The sequence below is a fragment of the Pseudomonadota bacterium genome, assembly GCA_018823135.1.
Lineage (GTDB): Bacteria > Desulfobacterota > Desulfobulbia > Desulfobulbales > CALZHT01 > JAHJJF01.
This window is the reverse complement of record JAHJJF010000094.1, coordinates 1-24,978: the sequence shown is the minus strand read 5'-3', so window position 1 is coordinate 24,978 and position 24,978 is coordinate 1. Positions and strand designations below refer to the sequence as shown.

Annotated in this window: 22 protein-coding genes; 11 read left to right on the top strand and 11 right to left on the bottom strand. The window is 46.3% G+C overall.

All coding sequences use genetic code 11. The annotated features are described in order from the left end of the window. Nucleotides 1–71: 71 nt before the first annotated feature. The 7 genes from KKE17_10320 to KKE17_10290 form a co-directional block, all read right to left on the bottom strand. Nucleotides 72–1,898: a RiPP maturation radical SAM C-methyltransferase gene (locus KKE17_10320; GenBank protein ID MBU1710386.1), complete on the bottom strand. Its 1,827-nt coding sequence runs from the start codon at nucleotides 1,896–1,898 to the stop codon at nucleotides 72–74. Continuing rightward, nucleotides 1,899–2,537, bottom strand: coding sequence for an outer membrane lipoprotein carrier protein LolA (locus KKE17_10315; GenBank protein MBU1710385.1), 639 nt, complete (start codon nucleotides 2,535–2,537; stop codon nucleotides 1,899–1,901). It lies immediately after the preceding gene. 87 nt (nucleotides 2,538–2,624) lie between these two features. Next, nucleotides 2,625–3,422 carry a glutamate racemase gene (gene murI / locus KKE17_10310; GenBank protein MBU1710384.1) on the bottom strand — a complete coding sequence of 266 codons (798 nt, stop codon included), beginning with the start codon at nucleotides 3,420–3,422 and terminating at the stop codon, nucleotides 2,625–2,627. Nucleotides 3,423–4,039: 617 nt separating this feature from the next. Beyond that, nucleotides 4,040–4,504 carry a MucR family transcriptional regulator gene (locus tag KKE17_10305; protein MBU1710383.1) on the bottom strand — a complete coding sequence of 155 codons (465 nt, stop codon included), beginning with the start codon at nucleotides 4,502–4,504 and terminating at the stop codon, nucleotides 4,040–4,042. A gap of 641 nt (nucleotides 4,505–5,145) precedes the next feature. Then, nucleotides 5,146–6,072, bottom strand: coding sequence for a diguanylate cyclase (locus KKE17_10300; GenBank protein MBU1710382.1), 927 nt, complete (start codon nucleotides 6,070–6,072; stop codon nucleotides 5,146–5,148). A gap of 102 nt (nucleotides 6,073–6,174) precedes the next feature. After that, on the bottom strand, nucleotides 6,175–7,050 hold the full coding sequence (locus tag KKE17_10295; GenBank protein MBU1710381.1) for an HDOD domain-containing protein: 876 nt from the start codon (nucleotides 7,048–7,050) through the stop codon (nucleotides 6,175–6,177). Between the two features lie 33 nt (nucleotides 7,051–7,083). Continuing rightward, nucleotides 7,084–7,389: a hypothetical protein gene (locus KKE17_10290; protein ID MBU1710380.1), complete on the bottom strand. Its 306-nt coding sequence runs from the start codon at nucleotides 7,387–7,389 to the stop codon at nucleotides 7,084–7,086. A 384-nt stretch (nucleotides 7,390–7,773) separates the two neighbouring features. Here KKE17_10290 and KKE17_10285 point away from each other — a divergent pair, with 384 nt between their 5' ends. Beyond that, on the top strand, nucleotides 7,774–8,073 hold the full coding sequence (locus KKE17_10285) for a zinc ribbon domain-containing protein (protein ID MBU1710379.1): 300 nt from the start codon (nucleotides 7,774–7,776) through the stop codon (nucleotides 8,071–8,073). A 170-nt stretch (nucleotides 8,074–8,243) separates the two neighbouring features. On the opposite strand, the gene KKE17_10280 is transcribed toward KKE17_10285, so the two are convergent. Next, the gene (locus tag KKE17_10280; protein MBU1710378.1) at nucleotides 8,244–8,834 is read right to left on the bottom strand and encodes a hypothetical protein; all 591 of its coding nucleotides are present in this window, start codon (nucleotides 8,832–8,834) and stop codon (nucleotides 8,244–8,246) included. A 352-nt stretch (nucleotides 8,835–9,186) separates the two neighbouring features. On the opposite strand from KKE17_10280, the gene KKE17_10275 reads away from it, so the two are divergent. Further along, nucleotides 9,187–9,375, top strand: coding sequence for a hypothetical protein (locus KKE17_10275; GenBank protein MBU1710377.1), 189 nt, complete (start codon nucleotides 9,187–9,189; stop codon nucleotides 9,373–9,375). Between the two features lie 2 nt (nucleotides 9,376–9,377). Here the strand turns inward: KKE17_10275 and queA are convergent, their stop codons facing one another. Then, nucleotides 9,378–10,460 carry a tRNA preQ1(34) S-adenosylmethionine ribosyltransferase-isomerase QueA gene (gene queA, locus KKE17_10270; GenBank protein MBU1710376.1) on the bottom strand — a complete coding sequence of 361 codons (1,083 nt, stop codon included), beginning with the start codon at nucleotides 10,458–10,460 and terminating at the stop codon, nucleotides 9,378–9,380. Between the two features lie 146 nt (nucleotides 10,461–10,606). Beyond that, the gene (locus KKE17_10265; protein ID MBU1710375.1) at nucleotides 10,607–10,807 is read right to left on the bottom strand and encodes a DUF2065 domain-containing protein; all 201 of its coding nucleotides are present in this window, start codon (nucleotides 10,805–10,807) and stop codon (nucleotides 10,607–10,609) included. Between the two features lie 281 nt (nucleotides 10,808–11,088). Here KKE17_10265 and ispG point away from each other — a divergent pair, with 281 nt between their 5' ends. The 3 genes from ispG to KKE17_10250 all read left to right on the top strand — a co-directional run bounded on the left by ispG (nucleotide 11,089) and on the right by KKE17_10250 (nucleotide 16,151). Then, entirely contained in the window at nucleotides 11,089–12,165 is a 1,077-nt protein-coding gene (gene ispG, locus KKE17_10260) for a flavodoxin-dependent (E)-4-hydroxy-3-methylbut-2-enyl-diphosphate synthase (protein ID MBU1710374.1), read from the top strand. Nucleotides 12,166–12,249: 84 nt separating this feature from the next. Continuing rightward, entirely contained in the window at nucleotides 12,250–13,968 is a 1,719-nt protein-coding gene (locus tag KKE17_10255) for a proline--tRNA ligase (protein ID MBU1710373.1), read from the top strand. 32 nt (nucleotides 13,969–14,000) lie between these two features. Further along, nucleotides 14,001–16,151, top strand: coding sequence for a bifunctional (p)ppGpp synthetase/guanosine-3',5'-bis(diphosphate) 3'-pyrophosphohydrolase (locus KKE17_10250; protein ID MBU1710372.1), 2,151 nt, complete (start codon nucleotides 14,001–14,003; stop codon nucleotides 16,149–16,151). Nucleotides 16,152–16,255: 104 nt separating this feature from the next. Here KKE17_10250 and rpmB read toward each other — a convergent pair whose 3' ends face one another. Next, complete coding sequence (gene rpmB, locus KKE17_10245) at nucleotides 16,256–16,450, bottom strand: 50S ribosomal protein L28 (GenBank protein ID MBU1710371.1); 195 nt, start codon at nucleotides 16,448–16,450, stop codon at nucleotides 16,256–16,258. A gap of 509 nt (nucleotides 16,451–16,959) precedes the next feature. Between rpmB and KKE17_10240 the strand changes: the two genes are divergently transcribed. The 6 genes from KKE17_10240 to KKE17_10215 all read left to right on the top strand — a co-directional run. After that, the gene (locus tag KKE17_10240; protein ID MBU1710370.1) at nucleotides 16,960–18,303 is read left to right on the top strand and encodes a cytochrome c biogenesis protein ResB; all 1,344 of its coding nucleotides are present in this window, start codon (nucleotides 16,960–16,962) and stop codon (nucleotides 18,301–18,303) included. A gap of 2 nt (nucleotides 18,304–18,305) precedes the next feature. After that, nucleotides 18,306–19,154 (top strand): c-type cytochrome biogenesis protein CcsB, encoded by an 849-nt coding sequence (gene ccsB, locus KKE17_10235; GenBank protein MBU1710369.1) that lies wholly within the window; start codon nucleotides 18,306–18,308, stop codon nucleotides 19,152–19,154. 134 nt (nucleotides 19,155–19,288) lie between these two features. Next, entirely contained in the window at nucleotides 19,289–19,699 is a 411-nt protein-coding gene (locus KKE17_10230) for a cytochrome c family protein (protein ID MBU1710368.1), read from the top strand. Nucleotides 19,700–20,326: 627 nt separating this feature from the next. Then, nucleotides 20,327–20,926, top strand: a complete 600-nt coding sequence (locus KKE17_10225) for a LemA family protein (protein MBU1710367.1) — start codon at nucleotides 20,327–20,329, stop codon at nucleotides 20,924–20,926. 13 nt (nucleotides 20,927–20,939) lie between these two features. After that, nucleotides 20,940–22,967 (top strand): M48 family metallopeptidase, encoded by a 2,028-nt coding sequence (locus KKE17_10220; GenBank protein ID MBU1710366.1) that lies wholly within the window; start codon nucleotides 20,940–20,942, stop codon nucleotides 22,965–22,967. 308 nt (nucleotides 22,968–23,275) lie between these two features. Continuing rightward, nucleotides 23,276–24,978 (top strand): hypothetical protein (locus KKE17_10215; GenBank protein MBU1710365.1); only part of this gene is annotated, 1,703 nt, incomplete at its 3' end.

Sequence of the window (24,978 nt, the reverse complement as noted above, 5' to 3'; positions counted from 1 at the left end):
CATCAATCCAGAAAACACATGTTTCAATGAATTATCCATTTTTCACCAAATATTTGGTAAAGAAATGCGGGCTATTTTCCCTTCCTGACAGCCAGGGCCAGAAATCGCTTGCCGTCAGTAAACATAAGTTTTTTGTCGACAAGATCGCCGAGAAAAGCCGAAAGTTTCATCCTGTCTATGCCGAAATGGGCTTCCATCGCGTCAATATCAGAGATTTCCATGCAAAACAGATATATCTTCCGTGATACTCCCTTCAGCCGATGATGAAGAACGGACTGTCCCGGAATTTCCTGCCTGATAATCAGGAAACTTCCTCCGTCACGATAGGAGAGCATGGGCTTTTCCAACATTGAACTCTGGCGTTCCTGATGAAATTTACGCCACGCCAACACCTTTTTGACTACCGGACTCCAGCGTGCTCTCTGCTTCACACGGTCGCCGTGATAATCATCGATAAGCAGCTTGAGATTACTCAATACATGAGCAGGAAAAATCGCCCTGTTCTTCCAATGATGAACAATTGCCCGGATACCGTATTTCTCCGGGTCACATGCTACCGGGCTGCCATGCCCAAGAAAAAAAGCGGCTGTGGACAACGGCCGAAACGGCAGGACATAATCGAGATTTTTGAGGGTTTCATCCACTTCATCTTCGGTGCTTCCTGGAAACTCGACAATCAAATTGCCCTCAAGCTCTATCCCCAGAGAAAGAGCATCCCGCATCACCGCGATATTTTCGATAACCGTGGCACCCTTGGTAAGTTTCTTGAGCAACCCGTCGCTTAATGCCTCAATCCCAACCTGAACAACCGCAAGCCCGCCATTTTTCATAAAGGCAAGGTTTTCCCCGCACTGGTTGACCCTTACTTCAGCAAAAAAACGAAAATCCTGTTGAGATTTACCGGTTTCTTTAAAAAAAACAACGGCATCCAGCACCGGAAGGGCGTTATCAGCAAAGCAAAAATCAAGACAATTGAATCTGTCGGCAAGGATTTCAACTTCCTGCAGCATCTGTTCCGGCTTCTTTGATCTATACCCTCGCCATTCCAGATTCAGGTTGCAAAACGAACATTTACCCCACCAGCATCCCCTGGAGAACTCAACGGGTAATTCAGGGATAAAGGGTTCATGAGCAAAGCAGACTGCCATCTCCTTGAAATAGCCGGTGTAATCAGGAACCGGTAATGATGAAAGATCCTTGAGCTGGCCCGATCCAACAATAATATCAAGGGAAACTTTTGAAACTTTATCACGGCAAAGAACCTGAGGAATCAATTCCCGGTCACGGCCCGAAAGGTGCCCGCAGAGATTCACAAGGGGCTTTTCCCCCTCACCGCTGATAACATAATCCACCTGGGGAAATACCCGCAATAAAGATTCCGACACATGCGGGACACAGGTTGATCCCCCGAAAACAATGGGCAAATCCGGGCAAACCTCCTTTAATTTTTCTGTTGCGGACAATGACGAGAGGAGCTGACTGAAACATACTGAAAACCCGGCAAGATGAAAACCGCTCCAGTCATTATTCTGAATAAAATCCTCAAGCTGTCTTTCCAGAATCCTGCGGAGTCCTCTAAAATCAATAGACTTTGACTTTTTATCCGTATTGAATGTCTGATCAAACAGCTTTTTGTTTGTATCAAATTGGTCCGGGAAGAGGATCGATCCGTAGAGGGCTTCAGACGCCCAGACATCCAGTGAGATTTTTTGGTACAAGGAGGTGCCGATTGCTGCCGCAACTTCAAGGTATGGATGAAAAACCGTAACTTCCACCCAGGGGCATTCCTTCTCGATATACGCTTTAAGGGTTCCGAGCTGCAAAGATGGCCGGTTAAAAAGGTGCCAGGGCATGGCAATCAGCGCTATCCTGAACTGGTCCCTCCTGGGTCGGGTCATTTAATTTACTATAATCTCCGTATCCGGGGGCGGGGCGAAATTGAAATATCCGGCATCAACTGGGATATTGGTTTTGATATGAGTAAAGGTGAGGTCGGTGATGCTGCCAAAAAGATCGACAATCTGTAACCTGCTGATTAAAAAAGAATCTTTCTGCACCCATGCATGAATATAGTCTACCTGAGGATGCGGCTTTCTGGGGATGAGTTTGATGACATAGGTATCATCGGCAGGGAGTATTTTCTGATCAATACCGTGGGAACTCTCCAAGGTCAGTATATCCTCATCCGGTGCACTAACCTCGAAATCCCTGATTATGTCCCCGGTCCCTGTAAAAAATGAGTAGGTCACATCTGAACTGATATACTCACGGGCAGAGCCTGCGATCAATTGCCGGTTCTTTTCAAAATACATGGTAATCGTCTCACCGTCACAGATGATCACCTGTTTATCAGGCGTAAGATAATCCCAACGCATTTGTCCGGGCTTGAGAATTACCAGTTTCCCAGCACCATGCCTGTCCCTGCCGGTCATGGTAACCGTTGTCTTCTGGTCAAAATCCGCAGAGATGCTCCTGGTTTTTTCATATGCTTTCTGCAAAGAACCGGCGATTTCCAATGGTCCTGGAATCTGAGCCATGGTAAAAGTAAAACCGAAAAAAATTGCAGCAAATGTTAAAACAAATATTGTTTTATATGAGTGGTTCATTTGTATTCACGCTTGGATTTAGCCTGTTTTATAACTGGAAACAGGCTCCAGGAGGATTTCACGCCCGAAAATTCGTCTTGCTGTTATCTTGGCGGCCTCGGTAATATCTGAAACATAATATTGATTTACACCGGATTTACATAACGAAGCGGCAATTTCCGGATTATTTTCAAGATAAGTCTTAAGGCCCGCCGCCACTGTTTCTGATGAATCGATGATCCTGACCCCCTTTCCTATCCGCGGCTGAATCAAATCCTTTAGCAGCGGATAATGCGTGCAGCCCAGAACCAGAGTATCTATGGCTTTATACTTGAGAGGATTGAGATAACTCTTGAGAATCGTTTTTGTTTCCTTTTTGTTGCTCCAACCTTCTTCGACCAGAGGAACGAGTAGAGGGCATTCCGTTGAAAACACCTGAAATGACGGATCGATTTCCCTGATTTTTTTCTCGTAGATCCCGCTCATAATTGTCGCCCGGGTGCCGATTACTCCTATGCGGCCCCTAGCGGAGGATTCTACAGAACTTTCAACCGCCGGAGTAATTACTTCAAAAATCGGCACATCAAATGCCTTGCTCAAACTCTCAGCTGCGGCGCTTGCGGCGGAATTGCAGGCAACGACAATGAGTGTTGCCCCCTTGGATAAGAGAAATTCGGTATTTTCGAAAGCATACCGGGTAATCGTTGCAGGACTTTTAGAGCCATAAGGTGACCTGGCAAGATCACCGAAATATATCTGCCGATAAGCCGGCAAAATTTTCTCAATGGCCCGGGAGACTGTCATGCCCCCGACTCCCGAATCAAACACACCAATCATAGCGGATAAACAAATATTCGATTTAAATTTTTAGTAAAGAGCCGGGCTCAGAGGATACGGCTTTGATTTCCCCATTGCAGGGGTTTGTAAACACACAACTCGTATCAAAGGCACAGTTAAGCGACGACATCGAAGTTTTTAAGAACAACCACAACCTCACAAAATCTTCAAACCCTATAACGATTTTAAAATTATCCTAGGGTTACTCAGTTAGTTTGTACCCATGGCCTTACACATTACATTACTTTAAGGTAAAGCCAACTGACTATGACTTGGCCAAGTAGAGAGAAACAAGACTCGGAGAGGACCAGTTTTTTCACAATAAAATAAAAAAGGCACCCTGAAACAGTACAGGATACCTTTGTATCAAAGTCAGGCGATATTCGCAAGAGCACAGTCGTAATCATGCATGAGATATGTCAGAGCCGCAGCAACTGGTGGATACACTTATACGGTGTGGAAAGGAATTGAAAACTCCCACAACTCGAAAAGAACATGCATAAAGGGTAACAATTTCATGTTCGGACAAAGAGATTAAACATTTCAACAATGCATTTTTTGTTGCACGATGTGATAATTACAGTTCCCCAATTATGTAAACTCAGCTTCAATCATTATCACTTCTTTGCAGAAGTCTTTTTCCCTTTGGTTCTCTTGGCAATTGCCTTTCTGAGATTCTCCGGAAGCCCTCTTGCCTTCCCGGCTTTTTTCCGGCGTTCGGAGAGCGCTTTGGCGCATAATGGCTGCCTGAGAGAAAAACCCCATTTCACACGATATTCTTTGCCGCTCAGTCCATGTGATTTGAGGTGCTTTGGTGAAAGCATCCTGAATTCCTGCCCGCATTCAAGACAGACTATCTTATTCTTCTGAATTGATTTTTCAGGACTCAGAGTCGTTCCAATACCGGACTCCATGGAAATTGTGCCCTCTGTGCCCTGTTGCCCGACTTCGTTTGCCTGCAGACCTTGAAGGGCTTTAAAGGTGTTTTGTAATGCAAAGGTGATTTCTTCAGTAGTCATCCCTTTTGATGCACATTGAGACTGGACAAGTTCGGCGGCCATCTCCACCAGTGATTTGTTCATACTTTGCCTCCTTGTTAATAAAAGACTGGATATCTCTAGATTCTTTCGTGTTATCCTAAATCTTTTCACATATCAAGATCTTTTTTCAAGTAAAAAATATAACTACTTCCAGTATATTAGCAAAAAATTGCAGGAGACTCACAAGAATTTTTCATGAAAATAGCAAATATTGTAGGCCGGGAAATTTCAAGTACATACATATTGTATATTAAAGCAGAATTAATAAAATTATCAAAAGTTAAAATTATTTGTTTTTTCTGCTATAAAATCTTTTGATTTTATAGCCCTGCTTTCCACCAATCCATTAAAGTCATTCATTGATTTATCCTCCAGACAATAGATTTTACTCATATATGATACCTATGCAGTAACAATAAATAACGACCAATTATCGGTGGCCCATTCTTACGGCAGTGAAACGACAGGATTATACTGATAAGGATGGCATAGCAGAACAGGACGGAAGCAAACCAGTTAAAGTAAATATATCATCATCAACTGCAGGACACAGCACTTGTACAATTAAAATTACTACAACATATAAATGGAACCATGTTGCATCAATACCCTCCTTCAAAAAAATTAACCACAGACTTTTTCCGCAATTATCAATATTATTATATTTAACTGCACATTCCAAGTCACAGTATCTCCCGCCGGTCGATAAAAAAATTACTCCCGGACCTCTTTTTCACATAACTTTTCATTTGCGAGGCAGCCTCGGTTACTTCGCCGTAATGCGAATATTTTCCCGGCTCGGTTATTATTACTCCAATCGAAAGACTCAGGAGGTCAAAATTGTTTTCATTCCCTTTTCGATCCTTGCCCACAAAACTCCCAGCCTTGATATCAACGGCACTCAGAAACATATTTTTCACGAGTTCAAAATTTACAAGAATCTTCTCACAAACTGAGATGACATGCTCTTCCCTGAGAATAAAGACAAAATCATCCCCTCCGATATGACCAACAAAACTGCCGTCCCGGGACATTTCTTCTATGACATTGACAATTATTCTACCCGTCATGATAATCACCTCATCACCCCGGGAAAATCCATAACGATCATTATACGGTTTAAAATTATCAATATCCACATAGCAGACGGCAAAACAGGAATCCCGCCCCAGTACTTTCTGTATAGCTTTGAGAATTGAAGTGTTACCAGGAAGACGAGTCAGGGGATTATTATCAAAAACCCGATTCATGCGTGATTCGGCAAGATGGACGCGGGCGAGAAGCAGTTCGGGAGAATAAGGACGGATGATAATATCATCGATGAGATAAAGATTCCAATCAAGGGTCGAGACGAGATCTTCGTCAAGAATCAGAAGAATGGGCATATTCGCCTTCTGCAGGCATGCCTTTGAGGCTTTGATCAATCCAACATCACCGTTAAGATCAAAGCCCTTTTCGATTATCAGAAAATCAGGGGGATCGTCAAGGATTATCGCCACAGCGTCAGTAAGCCTTGAACATACTACAATTTCATACCCATGAATCTGCAATAGTTCCCTGAAAGGCAGCGTTAAAAGGGTCTCCTGTCCCGCGACCAGAATTCTTGGCATTAGTTCAAGTAGATTTTCCGAACATGTATTGATGCTTTCGCAGAGAAATTCCCGTCAAGGATGAATAAACTCGGCCCGAGGAGAATAATCCTCTACCGCGTGTCATGACTTGGCCGTATCAGCCTCAGTCTCAGATTGGACATCAAGGCTGAATCCCTTTACATCCCATAATTTTTCTTCCACCTCTTCAACAATCTGAGCAAGATCTTCAGGAGACAAATCAAGAAGTCGCCAGGCTCTTTTGCTCAACCTGGGGACCCAGATATCATGGCCATGCCCATACCCCATCCCCCTGATCATGATATCGCTGAAATGGACAATGGCGCTGGCAAGCTGTTCTTCTTTTGCGAGCCTGGGATCATGATGACATGAAACCGGCTCCACCAGCTTATTCGGAAGATTCCAGCTTTTTGCAAGCCAGCCTCCGACCTCGGAATGTTCAAGCCCCAGAACTTCTCTTTCGGCCTCCATCATGCTTAAGCCATTTTCTTCAACAAGCTTATTAATAAGTTTGTATTCATTCGGCAATTCCATCTTTATGGCCACTTTGCCGATATCGTGGATAAGTCCTGCGGTGCTGATCTCTTCAGGCTCGCTCACCCCCAACCGCTTGGCAAGTACACTGCTTACCACAGCGCAACCCAGAGAATGCTCCCAGAGTTCAACATCCTGAGCTTCCATGACCTCAAAAATTGAAGCGCTGATTATCAAACTCTTTATAACGTTGAAACCCAGAAGGATGATGGCGCTGCTCAACGAGCTTATTCTTTGGGGAAAGCCGTAAAAAGCGGAATTTACGAGCTTAAGAAGTTTTGCCGCCATGATGTGATCCTTACTGATCACCTTGCCCATCTGCTCGGTTGTGGTCTCAGGGTCTTCCGCCATCTGCGAAAGCTTGATAACAATGCCGGGCAATGTTGGCAGATTTCTTACCTGACGCAGAGTTTTTTTAAATTTATCTCTTTTTTCTTCATCCATGTCTAATCCGTATTTATCAGGGGCCGACACACCCTAATTTCTGGCCTTTATAACCTTTTCCATAATACATTTCTTGAGGAACACCAGCGGCGGTGTATCTTCAACCTTGCTGAATCTTTTTTCAATATCTTTCAACTCATCTTCAAGGGTCTTCTCGCCTTCGATCTCCACAGGATGCCCGTCAACAGCAATATGGGCAATCTCCATCTTCTTGAGACGGTCGATGAGATTTTCATTTAATATCGTCCCTTTACCGCAAAGAATACGCCCATCGGAAGTCAACACATCACGTGCCAGTGTCATGCCTTCTGCAGCTAAAGCGGTGATTATTTCCTGCAAGATCAGCCCTCCCTGTCAATGAACAAATTACTCAAACCGTCCGGTCATTATAAATAAAAATACGCCCTCAATAAAACCAATAATAGTATCGCTATACTCACAGGTCATTTTTTTTTCAATAAATTAGCAGATTTAATCAAATTTCGACAATTTCGTTCCATCATTTAAAATCAAATCAATCTTGGGGGAGACATTGACATTCAGGCCTGCCGGTAGTATTATTTCAAGGCGTAACCTGCTATATTATCAGAATAATTAATCTATTGATCCACTCAAGTCCTTTTCTTTTGTAGCTGGCGAATTTCACTTATTAAGAGACTCCGCCATCATGCGAAAAGGGCTTTTTTGCATGGAACTGTAGCACTGTAAGGAGGATGAAGAAAAATGCCGTTATATGAGTATCAATGCCAATCCTGTGAAAATGTTATTGAAATTTTGCAAAGCATTTCCGATGAACCGGAAACAACCTGCCCCGACTGTTCAGGCGACCTCAAAAAACTTATTTCAATGAGTTCATTTCAGTTGAAAGGTGGCGGATGGTATTCCGAAGGCTACAGCAGCGCTCCAAAAAACGGCCGCACACCCTGTGCGGAGAAAGCCTGCAGTGCAACAAATTCATCAAGCAGCAAAGAAGACACCAAGCCTGTATGCCCCAAGGCGGCAGGCTCCACCTGCGGCTGCTAAAATAAAACACTCCAAAAATTGTAATAAAAAAGGCGAAAGGATATATATCCTTTCGCCTTTTTTATTTACTCAGCCGATTCTTTTAAATCTTGTTCAGCCGCATTCTCCTAAGCACAATTTTTCATACACAGAAAAAAACGACATAGAAAATAATTAGTAACTAAAAATGATTATTTTTCGATTTTATTTCTGTAAAACTCAGGATATTCTTTCTGCAAACATTCCGGGCAGACGCCATGGCTGAACAAAACATCTGAATGGGCGCTTATATATTTATCAACTTTCTCCCAATACCCCTGATCATCACGGATTTTTTTACAAAAAGAACAGATCGGTAAAATACCACGTAAAACTTTCAGTTCGGAGACAACCTCAGTCAGCTCAATTTGGCGCAAACGCAAACTATGAATTAATGCAATAATCAGCTCCCGCAACCTTTTGATTCGATCTCCGTCAATATTATCCTGATAGATCTCACATTCAGTGCAAAAACCGTATTTATCAGCAAATTTACCTTGTACTGCACCGCCGCACATCGTGCCGGCGATCAACCAGCAACGGCCGCATTCATTTTTATACGCTGGGCAATTGACCTCAAAACACCCCTTTTTGACCCAGCACCTTCCATCTATTTTGTTTATGGTTTCAGAAATCCATTCTCTTAAGGAACTTTCATCTCCCTGGAAAGACAATTCGACAAAAACCTGCAGTTCATTTATCAACCCGTCCAGAGCTTTATTCTGGATGTCATTTTCTTTCATGTCGTCGTATCCCTGGGATCTATTATTTCAGCTTTCAATTAAAAAAAGTGACGTTGTATAAGACAAAAAAAACTGAAAGGCAACCACAAAAAATCACCCAAAAAAAAGCAGATACCACATTGTGACATGCATACATATTCTGACGAAATGCAGGTTATAGTTTTTTTATCTTTCTGAAGCAAACCGGTATCAACAGGTTTGCATGGCAAGGGATTCCTTAAATTATCCACACAGAGCCTGCTTGCATTCGAGGTCTCCAGTGGTGTATAATTTTTATGCCTGGCCACACAATCGACAAACATAAACACCCAATAATACCAAACAGAAAAGGAAAACCCAGAGAGGTTGCACAATGAATTCGCCGCTTACATGCAGCAGGTTTTTTGACACATGCACCCACAAAGATGAGCAAGCTCTCCAGCAGTTAAACGATCTGCTGAATAACAATAACGAGGTGACGGAATTGTTGAGTCAGGTTGATACGCTGGAAAACAACGCAAAGCCGGTCTGCACAAAATGCACTGATTACCAGGAAGGCTGATTTCACTTCTTCATGATAATTGCCATGGCATCGCCGTAGCTGTAAAAACGATATTTTTTCCCCACCGCATGACTATAAGCCTGCATCACAAAGTTCCTTCCTGCAAGAGCACTCACCATGAACAGCAATGACGAGCGCGGCAGATGGAAATTGGTGACCAGATTATCCACAATCCGAAATTGATATCCCGGGTATATATACAGATTACATAATCCCTGAAAGGCATTCAGCATTCCTTGTGCGGTTGCAGCAGACTCAAGGGCGCGAACCGTGGTTGTGCCAACCGCCCAGACCTTGCCGCCAGCCATTTTAACTTCATTTACCTGATCCGCAGTTTCTGGTGAAATCTCAATATATTCCGAGTGTATTGTATGATTCCTGATATCATTCACCCGGACCGGGGCAAATGTCCCGTATCCCACATGCAAGGTGATATTGGCAACGGCAGCACCCTTTCTTGTTACCTTACTTAACAACTCCTCGGTAAAATGAAGCCCGGCAGTTGGTGCGGCAACGGCTCCGGTCTGCCTGGCAAAAACCGTCTGATAGCGCTCCCGGTCAAAAGGCGCTTCACCCTGATCACGATTGATATAGGGAGGAAGCGGCATTTGACCGTATTCGGCAATCGCCTCTTCAAAATCCCCTTGGAAATGAAGCTCCACCGTCACCTTGCCGTCTTCATGCAATGTATCGACTATGCCCTCCAAACCAGAACCGAAAAGCAATCGGCTCCCTTTCTTGGGTCTTTTAGAGCTTTTTACAAGCCCGGTCACATGTACTTGCCCCTTGCTGTCACCTGCTTCGGCATCAAACCGGGGATAGTCGAGAATCAGGAGTTCCACCTTGCCGCCGGTTTCTTTTCTGCCCAGCAACCTTGCCGGAAAAACTTTGGTGTTATTGACAACAAGGAGATCGCCAGACCCTATCAAATCAGGCAATGCGCTGAAATTGCGGTCTTCCATGCCGCCATCGACTCCATCCAGAACAAGAAGACGGGATTCATCCCGGCGACCGGCAGGTTTCTGGGCAATCAGCGCTTCAGGCAGGTCATAATTATATTGTTCAATGTCAAACAAAGGATTCATTGATTTCTATCGTCAAAAAGGAATTATTTATGAATATCAAAAGAAAAATTGTATTGGGGAATCTCTCGAATGTTCAGGAGGGAACCTCTTAATTTAATCCGCAGGTATCTGGGGCCGGGATGGTCGAAGATTTAAAGCAATGCGACTCAACTGAAAAAACCTGTCCTCTGCGTCACATAACAAAGAAATAGCCCGATAGCCATGGCAATCAACCCCATGATCCGTAATCTCCCCGGTTTCATCCGGGTCAGTTGCTGAAGCCAATTCTGCATAGCCTCAGGAAATGCCACATAAGGCAGGCCTTCAACTATCAATACGAGCCCCAAAAGACAGACGAGTGTTTTCATGTTCACCAGCATAACAATAGTCGTGACGACTGACAACATGATTTCACAGGAGAAAAAGAAGGATGCAAGATCATGGGTGAAAGAGTATAATTCCGCCTCTATAAAAAGAACCCGGTTCGAAGTAAGTTAGTATCGTGAAAAATCCGATACTAACTTATCTCCTCCAATAATTTCAATAAATTAAAGGCGGAATAGGCGTCCGCCGAGAGCTTTCGGAGTCTCGCAGAACTCACTTACCTCGAAGCCTCGATACTGTCGATTATCTGCGAGCCTGACAAACAATGATTGAAAGAATAAAAACCAGACAGATATGGGTCGGGAACGTTCCCATCGGCGGCAACGCGCCCATTGCGGTTCAGTCAATGACCAACACCGACACCCGTGATGTTGAATCCACCTGTGAGCAGACCCATCGGCTCGAACAGGCAGGATGCGAGATTATTCGTGTCGCAGTACTTGATCTTGAAGCAGCAAAAGCGATTAAATCGATCAGAGAAAATATCCATATCCCGCTTATTGCCGATATCCACTTTGACAGCCGCCTGGCCATCGCCGCCATGGAAAACGGCGCCCAAGGGATACGCATCAATCCTGGAAATATCGGTGGCGCCAAAAAGCTTGCCAACGTCGTCGCTGCAGCAAAAACCCATAAAATCCCGATCCGGGTAGGCGTAAACTCAGGCTCGGTTGAAAAAGATATCCTCAAAAAATACGGCAGCCCAACTCCCGAGGCCTTAGTTGAAAGCGCCTTGCGGAATATCGCCCTCCTTGAAAAACTCGATTTTGAAGATATCAAAATATCCATTAAGTCCTCTGATGCGATGAACACCGTCCTTGCATACCGGAAACTTTCGCAACGCTGTGATTATCCCCTGCATCTCGGAGTCACCGAAGCAGGCGGGCTCATCGCCGGCACCGTAAAATCTAGTGTGGCTCTGGGAATCCTGCTTTCAGAGGGTATCGGCGACACCTTCAGGATATCGCTGACCCGAGACCCGGTGGAAGAAATCCGCGTTGCCTATGAACTTCTGCGCTCTCTGCACATACGAGAACGCGGCCCGGAACTCATCTCCTGCCCCACCTGCGGCAGGTGCCAGATCAATCTTTTCGGGCTTGCTGAACAAATCGAAAAACACGTGCAGAACATGACCTCCACCTTGAAAGTTGCGGTCATGGGATGCGTGGTCAACGGCCCGGGCGAAGCAAAAGAGGCGGATATCGGCCTGGCGGGCGGCGACGGCGTGGGGATTATTTTCAAAAAAGGCAAATTATTCAAAAAAGTGCCGGAAAAACAATTACTCGAAGTTTTTCTTGCTGAGCTGAATAAAATGGAAAAGTCCGTAAATAGTGACAAGTAAATAGTGACGAGTAAAAACAATAAGCTTCCCCTCACTGTTTACTATTCACTTGTCACAATTTACTAAAAAAGAAGGAAACAAAAAATGCGTTATACCCAGATACTCCTCCCGACCCTCAAGGAAAACCCTGCAGAAGCCGACGTTGTCAGCCACCGACTGATGATGCGGGCGGGATTTATCCGCAAGCTCACTTCCGGGATTTACTCCTACCTGCCCTTAGGCCTTAAGGCGATCAGGAAGGTGGAACAGATAGTCCGTGAAGAAATGAATCGCGCCGGCGCCCAGGAACTTCTGCTTCCCATGGTCCAGCCCGCTGACCTCTGGATGGAAACCGGCCGCTGGCAGAAATACGGTCCGGAATTGCTGCGTTTTACTGATCGGCATAACCGGGAAAGCTGCCTTGGGCCGACGCATGAGGAGGTTATCACCGACCTGGTGAGAAAGAATGTCCACTCTTACCGGAACCTGCCCCTGAATCTCTACCAGATTCAAACCAAATTCAGGGATGAAATCCGCCCGCGCTTCGGACTGATGCGCGGCAGGGAATTCATCATGAAGGACGGCTACAGTTTTGACGCCGATGAGAATGGCGCAGAAGCGACCTACAAAAAAATGCATGAGGCGTATCATAATATTTTCCGGCGCTGCGGCCTGTCGTTCCGGGCCGTGGAAGCGGACACCGGAACCATCGGCGGCAGCTTTTCCCATGAATTCATGGTACTTGCCGATACCGGTGAAGATACCCTGGTGATCTGCAAAGCATGTTCCTATGCAGCCAATATGGAAAAGGCCCGGGCCATGCCGGAGCCGAAAACCGAAAAGCCCGAGCTGCTGGCTCTTGAAAAAATTGAAACACCGGGCAAGAAAAAGGTTGCCGCAGTCACCGAATTCCTGAATATCTCCCCCAGGAATCTCATAAAAACCCTGGTGTATCTTGCTGACGGGAAACCTGTGGCAGTGCTCTTGCGCGGTGATCATGAAGTACAGACCGTAAAACTCCAGAACCACCTCAAGGCAATCGATGTCGAGCTTGCCGATGACAAGACCATATTCGATGCAACCGGCACCCCCAACGGCTACCTTGGCCCCATGGGTCTCACTATTCCGGTGGTCGCCGACCCCGCGGTTGCTGATATGTATAATTTCGCAATCGGTGCCAACGAAAAGAATCATCATTGTATCAATGCAAACCACGGCCGGGATTTCGCACTTCCTGAAATTGTTGATCTGCGCATGGTGAACGAAGATGACAAATGTCCGCTCTGCGGCGGCGGCATCGAACTCACCAAGGGCATTGAAGTAGGACATATATTCAAGCTCGGCACCAGCTACAGCAAATCAATGCAGGCAACTTTCCTCGACACCAACGGTACAGAACAAACATTTATCATGGGATGTTACGGCATCGGAGTCAGCAGGACAGTTGCCGCGGCAATCGAGCAGAACCACGACAAGGACGGAATCATCTTCCCCTTGCCCATTGCTCCCATGCAGGCAATAATCCTCAACCTTTCCCCAAAAGATCTCCAAATCACCGAAGCGGCGGAGTCCCTCTATTCAACGCTTACGGCTAGCGGCATCGAAGTGCTTATCGATGATCGAGATGAAAGGCCCGGAATTAAATTCAAGGATGCCGACCTTACCGGCATCCCCTTTAGAATCACGGTTGGAAAAAACTTTTCAACCGATGGCACCATCGAAATCAGAAAACGGGCCTCTGGCGAAACCATGATGGTGCCTCATGAAGCCAGTGCGGCAATGATCATCAGCAAGATTCAAGAAGAACTTGCTGCATGCAAATAAACCGGAAGCTCCATTAATTCAAGACAGCCATTATGTCCGATCTGACAATCAATACAGTTATAGAGAAAGTCCAAGGCTATCTTCCGGAGGAAAACCTTTCGAAATTTGCCGAGGCATATGATTTTGCAGCAAAGATCCACGAGGGCCGGTTCCGAGACTCAGGTGAACCGTATATTACGCATCCCCTTGCTGTTGCCGACATTCTTGCCTCCATGCGTCTTGACATCCATACAGTCCTGGCCGGAATCCTGCACGGCGTCCTCAAGGAAGAAAAAAACCCGGCAACGGAAAAGGAGCTTGCCGCAAAATTCGGCAAGGACGTTGCAAGTCTTGTGAGTGGCGCCACCCGCATAACCGACGTCAAATTCAACAGCAAACTTGCTTATCAGGCTGAAAACGTCAGAAAAATGCTGCTTGCGATGTCTTCTGACATTCGAGTCCTTCTGGTAAAACTGGCCGACCGGCTCCACGACATGCAGACCCTGGTCTTCACTGAAGATCGGCAAAAATTCATCCCTCAGGAGACCATGGATCTCTATGCTCCTTTAGCCAGTCGTCTGGGTATTGACTGGATGAAGAGGGAACTTGAAGATCTGGCCTTTGCCTACCTGTATCCGGAAGAATACGCCGATCTTTCCGGAAGAATGGAAACATCCACCAAGGGCCGCCAGATATATGTCGAAGAAGTAAAAGAAATTCTGTATGCAAAACTCAGGGAATATGGCCTGAGCAACTGCAGGATCCTCGGCAGGCCCAAGCATCTCTTCAGTATCTATAAAAAAATTATCGCCCAGAAAATCCCCCTGGAAAAAATCTATGACAAGATTGCCTTCAGGATAATCCTTAATACTGTAAAAGAATGCTATGAGGCTTTAGGCGTCGTGCACTCACAATGGCGTCCGGTCAGTGGCCGGTTCAAGGATTTCATCAGCACCCCGAAGAGCAACATGTATCAGTCGCTGCATACATCGGTTGTCGGTCCCCATGGTGAATTCATGGAAATCCAGATCCGTACCGAGGAAATGGACGAAATTGCCAAGGAAGGCATTGCCGCGCATTGGGCATACAAGGAAGGAAAAGCCATCTCGTCCAAAGACGCCAAGCTCTTCCAATGGCTCAAGCAACTCATTCATAACCTGCAGGAATTACAGGATCCGAAAGAATTCCTTGATGCAGTCAAGGGAGAACTCCATGAGATTGAAGTCTATGCCCTGACCCCGAACGGCGAAGTCAAAGAATTTCCCCAGGGCAGCACGCCGCTGGATTTTGCTTACAGCATCCATACGGAGGTCGGTAATCACTGTGCCGGCGCCAAGGTGAACAGCCGCATGGTCCCCTTGAAATACCAGCTGCAAAACGGCGACCTGGTGGAAATCCTCACCTCCCCAGGTCAAAAACCCAACCGCGGCTGGCTCTCGCTGGTCAAGACCAGCCGCGCCAAAAACCACATACGTCACTGGCTCAAACAGGAAAACCACCAGAAGCATCTTGAAATCGGCAGGGAAATCTGTGATCGCGAACTCAGAAAAAATGATATCAGCTTCAAAAAGATTATCAAGACCGGACACTTCAGGGAAATACTCAAAAGCCTGGCGTGCAACTCCCTTGATGATCTCTTAAGCAAAGTCGGATCCGGGAAAATATCCACCCAGACAATAATCAGCCAACTCCAACCCAAAGAAATAAATAAAGAAGAAAAACTCGAAGAAACCCTTCGCAAGAAAAGCGTTTATAAACCGGAACCAAAAGATGCGATAAAAATAGATGGGGCTGAAGGGGTATTGACCAACATCAGCCAGTGCTGCATGCCGGTGCCTGGTGATGAAATCATGGGGTTCATAACCGCAGGACGCGGTATATCAGTACACAAAACCAATTGTCCGAACATCCTGGCCTCGGATCCCGATCGGCAAATCAATGTAAACTGGGCAACCTCGCCCAATGCCGCGCACCGGGCAAAAATCATGGTTATCGCCCAGGACAAGAAAGGGTTGCTTGCCGATCTCAGCCAGGCAATCAGCGCGGACAACGCCAATGTCCTGAATCTGGAGGCTCGCACCTCCAGTTCAAACCTGGCAACGTTTAATTTCGTCCTGGAGGTCTCGGACCTGGGTCATCTGACGAAATTATTACAGCATATTCAACAATTGGATGGGGTGATAAAAGCGAAGAGACAGCAATAGAAAATGAGAAAAACCTTGTCCTGGTTATTTCACGAGCACATGTCGTAAGGTCAATATAGTAAACATGATAATCTCTCGTTCAGATTATCCATGCAATATCCAGGTCAGGCCGCTTTTACAACAGCGCCGGAACGGATGCACCTTGTGCACACGCGCATCTGCTTTCTGTTTCCACCTTCCGTAGCCATCCGCACTCGTTGCAGATTGGGCAACCAGCGTCTGCGGGTTTTATTGTGTGCGTGACTGACATTATTTCCTGTGGACGGTCCTTTGCCACACATTTGACATACTTTAGCCATGACGTAACTCCTTGATATCATTAACCGCATCGCAACATATATATGCGATGCTTCACACCACGTCGTAAATTGATCGTGTCCGATGTTGTCTTTTATGATTTTTGCTAACCACCGAATATAAAGAAGAAAGTTTATACATCGTCTTTCCGAGGACTGCAAGCTTTTTCCTGAATCCATGACGGGAATTTTTCTTATCCTGCTTCTTTATCAAATCGCCGCTGTAAAATACGTTTTTATTAACAATTTAACCCGACAAGACGATACGTTTGATCATTTACGATTTTCGGGGAACAAATTCCATCCTGTCATGTCAATTCAGAAATGAACCCTGAACGGTTCCGAGTTACGCCGGTTTCAGCACAAACCAGCAGACGCTGATACTGCCTTAAAACCCGTTTTTTATTGACGGATAGACTCATTCATGATTAAAAGATCGAACTTTATCTCTTCCATATAAACAAGATTTTATTATCAATCCTTCAGCCAACAAATAAAATTTCTCATACCAAATGAATATTAAAAAAATCTGGGATTCCCTGGCCTCTGTTAAACTCACTCTTTTTGTCCTGATCAGCCTTGCACTGGCAAGCATCATCGGCACTCTGATTCCCCAAAACCAGCCGGAAATCGATTACATCCGGCAATACGGCGACAGTCTCACGCGGATGTTTAAAATTCTCGACTTCACGGACATGTACAGTTCGTGGTGGTTTACCGGATTATTGCTTCTTTTCAGCATCAATTTGATTGTCTGCACCATTGATCGACTCCCCAATGTTATCCGCCTGATCACCACCGACAACCTGAACACCGACCGGCAGCGCATTGCCAAAATGGCCCAGAGACATACAATCGAAACAGTCCGCCCAGAAGAGATCGCTCTCCTCAACGTCCAGGAGGCCATGTCCGGCCACGGCTGGAAAACCGAGCAGGCTACTCTTGAAGACGGCGGCAAAATCCTGTTTTCCCAGAAAGGTGCATGGACCAGACTTGGACCCTATATTGTCCACATCAGCATCCTGATCATCTTCATCGGTGCGGTTATCGGCTCTTTTTTCGGCTATAAAGGCAGTGTCTATATACCGGAAACTACCTCTGTTAATAAAATATACGAATTCGGCACCAACAGACCGATCCCTCTGGGCTTTGAAGTACGATGCGACAACTTCAGACTTTCACGATACAAGGACGGCTCTCCCAGTGAGTACCGCTCTGATCTGACAGTAATAGATAACGGCAAAGAAGTCCTCTCCAAATCAATTGTAGTAAACGACCCGCTGGATTATAAAGGTTTTACCTTTTATCAATCAAGCTATGACAGCCAGCGCCGGTTCCTGGTAAAACTTAAAAATAACACCACCAATACAGGCAGGTCCTTCATAGTCAATCCAGGCCAACAAGTCAGCTGGCCGGGCACCAATATCAATTTCGGAATTATCAACCTGAGTGGTCCTGATGCTCTTGGTGCCTATCGTTTTAAAATCTGGTTTACCGACAATAAAGGCGAACCTTCGATATTCTGGGTTGAGAATGAAACTGATGCGGTTATAACCCGTTCGGACACAGATTACCTCTTTACCACTAAAGAACATTATGCAACAGGATTGCAGGTTGCGAGGGATCCTGGAGTCTGGCCCGTTTACATCGGCTGCATGCTGATGATCTTCGGACTCTATGTTGCTTTCTTTCTTTCACATCGCAGAATTTGGGCGTATATTACAAAGGAAGACAGTAAGACTCTCGTGATCCTCGGAGGTCTCAGCAATAAGAACAAGATCGGCTTTGAAAACGACTTTACAACAATTGTCGAAGCCCTGGATAAGAAAGAAAACACAACTTCAAGCAAGGAATAATCATGAACAGTTCCCAGCTCTTTGGAATTACGACATTAGCATATTTATTGGCCTCAATGCTCTATATCGCCATCTTTGTTTTTCGTGCAAAAAAACTGGGGTTGGCCGCAACATCGGTCACCGTCGCCGCTTTTCTTATACAGACAACCGCAATCGGCCTGAGGTGGTATGAATCCTACAACCTGCCGGGATACGGCCCTGAGGCAGGCCACGCCCCTTTATCTAATATGTATGAATCACTGGTGTTCTTTTCCTGGTGTATTGCCATCTTCTATTTATGGCTTGAACTGAAGTTTAAAAACCGCCTGATCGGAGCCTTTGCCGTGCCTTTCGCTTTTTTGAGCATGGCGCTTGCTTCACTCACTAGCGACGCAATCCGACCACTGGTTCCAGCCTTACAAAGCAACTGGCTCATCGCCCACGTAATCACCTGCTTTGTCGGCTATGCGGCCTTTGCGGTGGCCTGCGGACTTGGGATCATGTATCTGATCCGCGAGGGCAGTGACACGTCCAATAAAAACAGCCTGATTAATACCCTGCCGGAACCGAGAATCATTGACGATATCACCCATAAAACCATGGTGTTCGGCTTTATCTGGCTCAGTGCCGGAATCATCACCGGCGCCATCTGGGCAAATTCCGCCTGGGGGACTTACTGGAGTTGGGACCCCAAGGAAACCTGGTCACTTATTACCTGGTTTATTTATGCCCTGGCGCTCCATGCACGATTTGTTAAAGGCTGGGGCGGAAAACGCATTGCATGGCTTGCCATATTAGGATTTATTTCAGTGGTTTTCACCTATTACGGTGTTAACTACCTGCTTTCAGGACTTCATAGCTACGGCAGTTAACAGCCCTTTGGTCCGAGAAAAAAATAATATAATGCGCTTTTCCTTCTTGACAACACTATGATGCCAAGTATACATTGCAGATTCTAAAAATGAACAGTCATTCAGTCACTAAAATAATTTAAAAGGAGAAAAAAATGACGAAAAAAACCCTGATTTGTGTAGCAGCCCTGGCCTTTCTTTTCAGCTTCGGACTTGGTGTTTCCTTTGCAGTTGACGCCGGACCGGCTGAGATGGAACTGACCACCGACAAAGGTAAAAAACCAGCGACTTTCCCCCATAAAGCCCATCAGGACAAAATCAAATGTGCTGATTGCCATCATGGTCAAGATGCTGATGGAAAACAAACCGCATACACCGACGGCATGGCAATACAAACATGTGTTACCTGTCACAATGACAAAATGGCCAATGCCAAGCTCAATGATTTCAAAAAAGCCGCACATAAAAACTGCAAAGACTGTCACACCGCTGAAAGTACCGCTCAGAATAAGCCCGGTCTGAAAAAATGCGGCACCTGTCATACTAAAGATGATGGCAAAGAATAGTCACAGTCGCTGAGATTTGATTCTTCGTGGATAAAAAAAGGCCGCTCAACTTGAGCGGCCTTTTTTTGTGTAGTTTCATGGTTAGCTCCAACAAATACCTACGAAAAAACCAAATTCCAAAAACCTCTCTGCACAGTTCACTTCTTTTCTTGCCGCTCAATCCTTATATCATTGGAATTCCTTACCACCCTTTCTTTTGAAGCAGTAAGAACCACCCAAAGCCAAAAAAAATCGATAGTAGTCAATAATTAACACTCCCCGTGGCAGATAAACGATAACTTCGCCTTTGGTCTGATAACTCCCTTGTCCTTTTCATCAACCAAAGATGAATGCGAGAAAGGGATATAAATCCATGCTAATTAAATAATCACTTCCCGGCGGATATCGCCAACTTCATGGAATAGTCTGCAAGAATAAAGACAATAGCATCGCTCGTCAAAACATCCGGAAACGTTTATAAATCAACCCTATGAACAGCTTGCTGGAATGAGTATAATAGCAATTGTTAATGGCCTCGCAAAAAGCCGGGTGCTATGTTAGAGACGGAATACGCGTCCGCATCATGATTATTACGATGCCGAAAATTATCGCATCATAATAATCACAAACGTAACGTAAGGAGGGGGAATGAGCGCTTCAATAGTAACAGGTCTTGTGCTTCTCGGCAGCATTGTTGCGGTGATCTTTTTGATTGTCGTTATCTACAACCGGCTGGTTACTCTTCGCAACCGCTTTAAAAACGCCTTTGCACAGATCGATGTGCAGCTCAAACGGCGCTACGATCTCATACCTAATATGGTGGAGATTGCCAAGGGCTACATGAAACACGAACGTGAAACACTGGAAGCGGTGATTGCGGCGCGCAACCAGGCGGCAAGCGCGGTTAAGCAGGCGGCGGGCAATCCCGCTGATGCGTCTGCCATTCAAGGCCTGATGGCTGCCGAAGGCACCCTTGCCGGCACCTTGGGCCGTCTCTTTGCCCTGGTGGAATCCTATCCCGACTTGAAGGCCAATGAAAACATGATGCAGCTCAGTGAAGAGATGAGCCACACCGAGAATCGCATTTCTTTTGCCAGGCAGGCTTTCAACGATGCGATAATGGTCTACAACACCGCCAGGGAACTGTTCCCGGCAGTAATGTTCGCCGCGATGTTCGGTTTTATGCCGGCACAGTTTCTCGAACTGGAAGACGAAAAGGAACGCCAGGCACCCAAGGTCTCATTTTAACGGTTGATCGGTTATGAGAGATTTTTTTGAACGGCAGCGTCTAGCGCAGAGGAAAACCTGGCAGCTCATGGTGTATTTCCTCCTGGCTGTGGGTCTTATCGTGGCCATGGTGACTATCGTCTGCTATGTACTCCTTTCTTTCAGTATCCAGCGGCTGAATTCTGCCGCCACACCATTCAATCTGACCCCGAGCCAGTGGGATCCGCTGGTCATGGCCCAGATCGCCGGGGTGGTTTCCCTGCTCATCCTCAGCGGCACGGTTTACAAGTATCTGCGCCTGCAATCAGGCGGCGGCAGCATGATTGCCGAAATGCTGGGCGGTCGCATCATTTATCCTGCTTCCAACGAATTTCATGAAAGACGCATCCTGAACATTGTCGAGGAGATGGCATTAGCCTCCGGGGTTACGGTGCCATCGGTGTATGTCATGGAAAGGGAACATGGGATAAATGCCTTTGCCGCTGGCTTTTCCCAGGAAGATGCGGTACTCGGCGTCACCAGGGGTGCGCTCAAATATCTCACCCGGGAAGAACTTCAGGGGGTTGTCGCCCATGAGTTTTCGCATATCTTATATGGAGATATGCTGATCAATGTCCGCCTTCAGGGTATTCTGCACGGAATTCTTGTCCTGGGGCTCCTGGGCGAATTCATGCTCAAGAGCTCTCTTTTTTATGATGATTCTTCCATTCGTTCCAAGGCCAGTCACAGCGGCGGCGTCTATTTTGCGGTAATCGGTCTTATCATGCTGTGCTGCGGGTATACCGGGGTATTTGTTGCCAAGCTCATCAAGAGTGCTCTATCTCGACAACGGGAGTTTCTGGCCGATGCTTCTGCCGTGCAGTTTACCAGAAATCCTTCAGGCCTTGCCGGGGCGCTCAAAAAAATTGGCGGGCTGCAGGAAGGTTCGCTTATCAGGAATCCCCATGCCTCGGAGATCAGCCACATGTATTTCGGTAACGGATTGTCGAAGAGCTGGCTCAGCGCCTTCAGCACCCATCCGCCGCTGCTGGAACGGATTCGCCGTCTTGATCCGGAATTCAGGGGAAATTTTCCACAGGAAGTAAAATATATCGATGCTACAGAGGAAGAGGCCATGATGTATGCTTCTGCGGGTGGAAGGGGCGCGCCTGCTCACAAAGGGGTTTCCTCTTCCGAGGCCGACGCCGCGACAATAAACCGACATATCTTTATCGATTCCATGGTTGGCAGCCAGGATATGCGGGAGGTCCTGCTCAGTCCTTCAGCCGAGCACATGCGCATGGCCCGGGAACTGATAGAAAGCCTGCCCGGTTCAATACGCCGTGGAGTCCGCAACGGGTTTGGCTCCAGGGCGATTATCTATGGTCTGCTCCTGGATGACAAGGCGACGGTCAGGCAGAAGCAGTTTGTCGCCCTGGAGCAACATGCAGATCCCAAGGTATATGCGGAGTTGCAGCGGCTACTGGCAAAAATCGACGGCCTGCTGCCCGAACACCGGCTGCCCCTTGTCGACCTTTCCATGCCGGCGCTCAAGAATCTTTCGAAAAATCAGTATGCCTCCTTTCGCAAGGTCATAAAGCATTTGATGGATGCAGACCAGAAAATCGACTTGTTTGAATATTCCCTGCAGCATGTATTGATCAAGCACCTTGATGCCCATTTCGGCAAACCCCGGGAAAATATCGTCCCCATTACCTCTCTGTCCAGGCTGCGGGATGATATTTCCTGTGTGCTTTCACTGCTGGCGCGGCTTGATCGTACCGATGAAGAAACAGCAAGGAAATCTCTGATGCGGGCTGCGCGGGTCTTTGAAAAAGAAATGAAATACATCAGCTTTCTGCCCACCAAGTTCTGTTCGCTTAAATATTTTGATGCCTCACTCAGGAAACTGGAAAGCGCCGGCATGGACATCAAGCGCAAGGTCCTGGACGCCTGCCTGGAATGTATTGTCTATGACGATCAGGTTACGGTGCGCGAGGCCGAAATCTTCCGCGTCATCGCCGATGCCCTCAACTGCCCGGCTCCTCCATGGTTGACCCTAAGAGATCAGAAGATACAGTAAATTCAGCTTGTGGATAAAAATCAACAGGTGGCGATTTTTTTGAAACGCCACTTCATTTTCACGAGAGACAAAAACCGTTATCGGAAATATCCTTTTCTCGTTTCGCAACGATTGACTTACCCCCATGACCCTTGACTTTTCACTGTTTTTTGTCGACACTTTACAAACTGACACAGATAAACCGTACATATCAGCTTTAATTGACTATAAAGAACTTGAAATAATTTTCTCCATTAATTCTGGCGCAATAGTCTGCGTAGTACAATTCCTTTTTCTGAACCGATACCCATTAGAAAACCAATACACCCATGAACCGTTATCTGAAAATTTTTCTGGCTGCAGCTTCTGGCGCCTTTGTTCTCCTCGCCACGGTCTATCTTTTCAGGGGGGTAGTTATTGCGCCGCAGCTCGAAAAATTCCTTATACAAACCGCTTCTTCCGCAGGTATCGCATTAACAATAAAAAAAACCACGGGTAATTATTTCTCCGATCTCACCTTTTCAGAAATAGAGGCAATCAAAACAGACAATTCCGCCCCGCAATCGGCCATCAGAATCAAGCAGATATCTTTCCGTTACGACCTCAAAGGCCTTATACATGGATTGAAACCATTTATCAGTGGGCTGGACATTGATATCAGGCAGGCAGAGGGCAGTCTTAATCTTGATGCCATAACCGCAGACAACGCAGCAGAAAATCAAGCCAGACAGCCCTCAACTTATGACTGGTATCCAACCCTTATCCCGCAAATAGCCGTTCATGACAGTACTGTTTCCCTTGTTCACAACCAGCAAATTATTGCTATCAATGGCATAAATCTGGCCCTTGAATCTGGCCCCACTGACAAAAGCAGAAATGTTTCCCTGTCAATTAACCAAATCAGTTCCAACAAAAAAGACACCGGTTTCAGTATGGATTCACTGCGAGGGCAGCTTGCTCTTTCCAGAGAGTCCATCCTCGTCTCCGATCTTTTTCTTGCAGAAAAATCCATTATTCAGACAGCAACAATCGACCTTACCGGTGTTGGCCAAGACAACATCTCCTTTACATTAACCTCGGATTTTTTAAACGGCCCACTGGCGATGACCGGCTCCATTGAAAAAAACCTGCTGCATCTCCAGTTTGATGGCCAGAAACTCCAACTGGACAATATCGCCGCCCTCGGAATCAGCCCCTCCTTAAAACAAGTTGAAGGTGTTCTTGATATTTCCGGCTCTTTGAGCCTTGATATTGCAAAACCTGATGAATTCGGCACGGAACTGACAATGAATCTCCATAACGGCCGATTCCAAGATCTTTTCGTTGACCGCTTCTCCCTTGTCGCGACAAAAACAGATGACCTGATCCAGCTTGGAAGAATGAACCTGTTTGTCGGCAACAATGACCTGTCTGTTGAAAATGCGGCGATTCCCTACCCTGCTCTGCTGAATACCGACATGGTGGCGCTGACCCAACAGAGCAAAGGCAGTTTCAGTGTTTCAGTCAAAGATCTCCCCGCTTTACTGAAATCAGTAGATTACACCCCTCCCGCCCCGTTGAAAACCTCCGATGTTTATTCAATTGCCCTTTCTGGTAATGTCGACCAGGGTATTGTTGATATCTCCGAGGGAAATATCCTTGCAGATACCGGGTCAGTAATCGTCCAGCATTCGGTTATTAACCTGTCGCATACCCCTATTGAACCCTCCACAATCCGGATTAATACTTCTCTTGCGGTGCGGATCTCTGACCTGCATGCCTTCCTTTCTCCCTTTGCCATAACCGACATTTACGGATCGGCTGAAGGCCGGATGACGATCAATGGCCTGCTGACAGACTTCACCGGCTCTCTTACTGCAAAAGGCCAAAACCTCGCCTATAAACAGATTGCTCTGGGAAATCTTGATCTTCAGGCCCGGGCGTCATCCGGCATGATCAATCTTGAGTCCTTCAGTCTCAACAAAGACCGCGACTCCATAAGCGGCTCCGGCACAATCAATATCCAGAAAAAAACAATTGACAGCCTTATTCT

What these genes read in the sequence shown, in the direction of transcription:
- KKE17_10320 (MBU1710386.1), bottom strand. Translation starts at nt 1,898, where the DNA reads ATGACCCGACCCAGGAGGGACCAGTTCAGGATAGCGCTGATTGCCATG.
- KKE17_10315 (MBU1710385.1), bottom strand. Translation starts at nt 2,537, where the DNA reads ATGGCTCAGATTCCAGGACCATTGGAAATCGCCGGTTCTTTGCAGAAA.
- murI (MBU1710384.1), bottom strand. Translation starts at nt 3,422, where the DNA reads ATGATTGGTGTGTTTGATTCGGGAGTCGGGGGCATGACAGTCTCCCGG.
- KKE17_10305 (MBU1710383.1), bottom strand. Translation starts at nt 4,504, where the DNA reads ATGAACAAATCACTGGTGGAGATGGCCGCCGAACTTGTCCAGTCTCAA.
- KKE17_10300 (MBU1710382.1), bottom strand. Translation starts at nt 6,072, where the DNA reads ATGCCAAGAATTCTGGTCGCGGGACAGGAGACCCTTTTAACGCTGCCT.
- KKE17_10295 (MBU1710381.1), bottom strand. Translation starts at nt 7,050, where the DNA reads ATGGATGAAGAAAAAAGAGATAAATTTAAAAAAACTCTGCGTCAGGTA.
- KKE17_10285 (MBU1710379.1), top strand. Translation starts at nt 7,774, where the DNA reads ATGCCGTTATATGAGTATCAATGCCAATCCTGTGAAAATGTTATTGAA.
- KKE17_10280 (MBU1710378.1), bottom strand. Translation starts at nt 8,834, where the DNA reads ATGAAAGAAAATGACATCCAGAATAAAGCTCTGGACGGGTTGATAAAT.
- KKE17_10275 (MBU1710377.1), top strand. Translation starts at nt 9,187, where the DNA reads ATGAATTCGCCGCTTACATGCAGCAGGTTTTTTGACACATGCACCCAC.
- queA (MBU1710376.1), bottom strand. Translation starts at nt 10,460, where the DNA reads ATGAATCCTTTGTTTGACATTGAACAATATAATTATGACCTGCCTGAA.
- KKE17_10265 (MBU1710375.1), bottom strand. Translation starts at nt 10,807, where the DNA reads ATGAAAACACTCGTCTGTCTTTTGGGGCTCGTATTGATAGTTGAAGGC.
- ispG (MBU1710374.1), top strand. Translation starts at nt 11,089, where the DNA reads ATGATTGAAAGAATAAAAACCAGACAGATATGGGTCGGGAACGTTCCC.
- KKE17_10255 (MBU1710373.1), top strand. Translation starts at nt 12,250, where the DNA reads ATGCGTTATACCCAGATACTCCTCCCGACCCTCAAGGAAAACCCTGCA.
- KKE17_10250 (MBU1710372.1), top strand. Translation starts at nt 14,001, where the DNA reads ATGTCCGATCTGACAATCAATACAGTTATAGAGAAAGTCCAAGGCTAT.
- rpmB (MBU1710371.1), bottom strand. Translation starts at nt 16,450, where the DNA reads ATGGCTAAAGTATGTCAAATGTGTGGCAAAGGACCGTCCACAGGAAAT.
- KKE17_10240 (MBU1710370.1), top strand. Translation starts at nt 16,960, where the DNA reads ATGAATATTAAAAAAATCTGGGATTCCCTGGCCTCTGTTAAACTCACT.
- ccsB (MBU1710369.1), top strand. Translation starts at nt 18,306, where the DNA reads ATGAACAGTTCCCAGCTCTTTGGAATTACGACATTAGCATATTTATTG.
- KKE17_10230 (MBU1710368.1), top strand. Translation starts at nt 19,289, where the DNA reads ATGACGAAAAAAACCCTGATTTGTGTAGCAGCCCTGGCCTTTCTTTTC.
- KKE17_10225 (MBU1710367.1), top strand. Translation starts at nt 20,327, where the DNA reads ATGAGCGCTTCAATAGTAACAGGTCTTGTGCTTCTCGGCAGCATTGTT.
- KKE17_10220 (MBU1710366.1), top strand. Translation starts at nt 20,940, where the DNA reads ATGAGAGATTTTTTTGAACGGCAGCGTCTAGCGCAGAGGAAAACCTGG.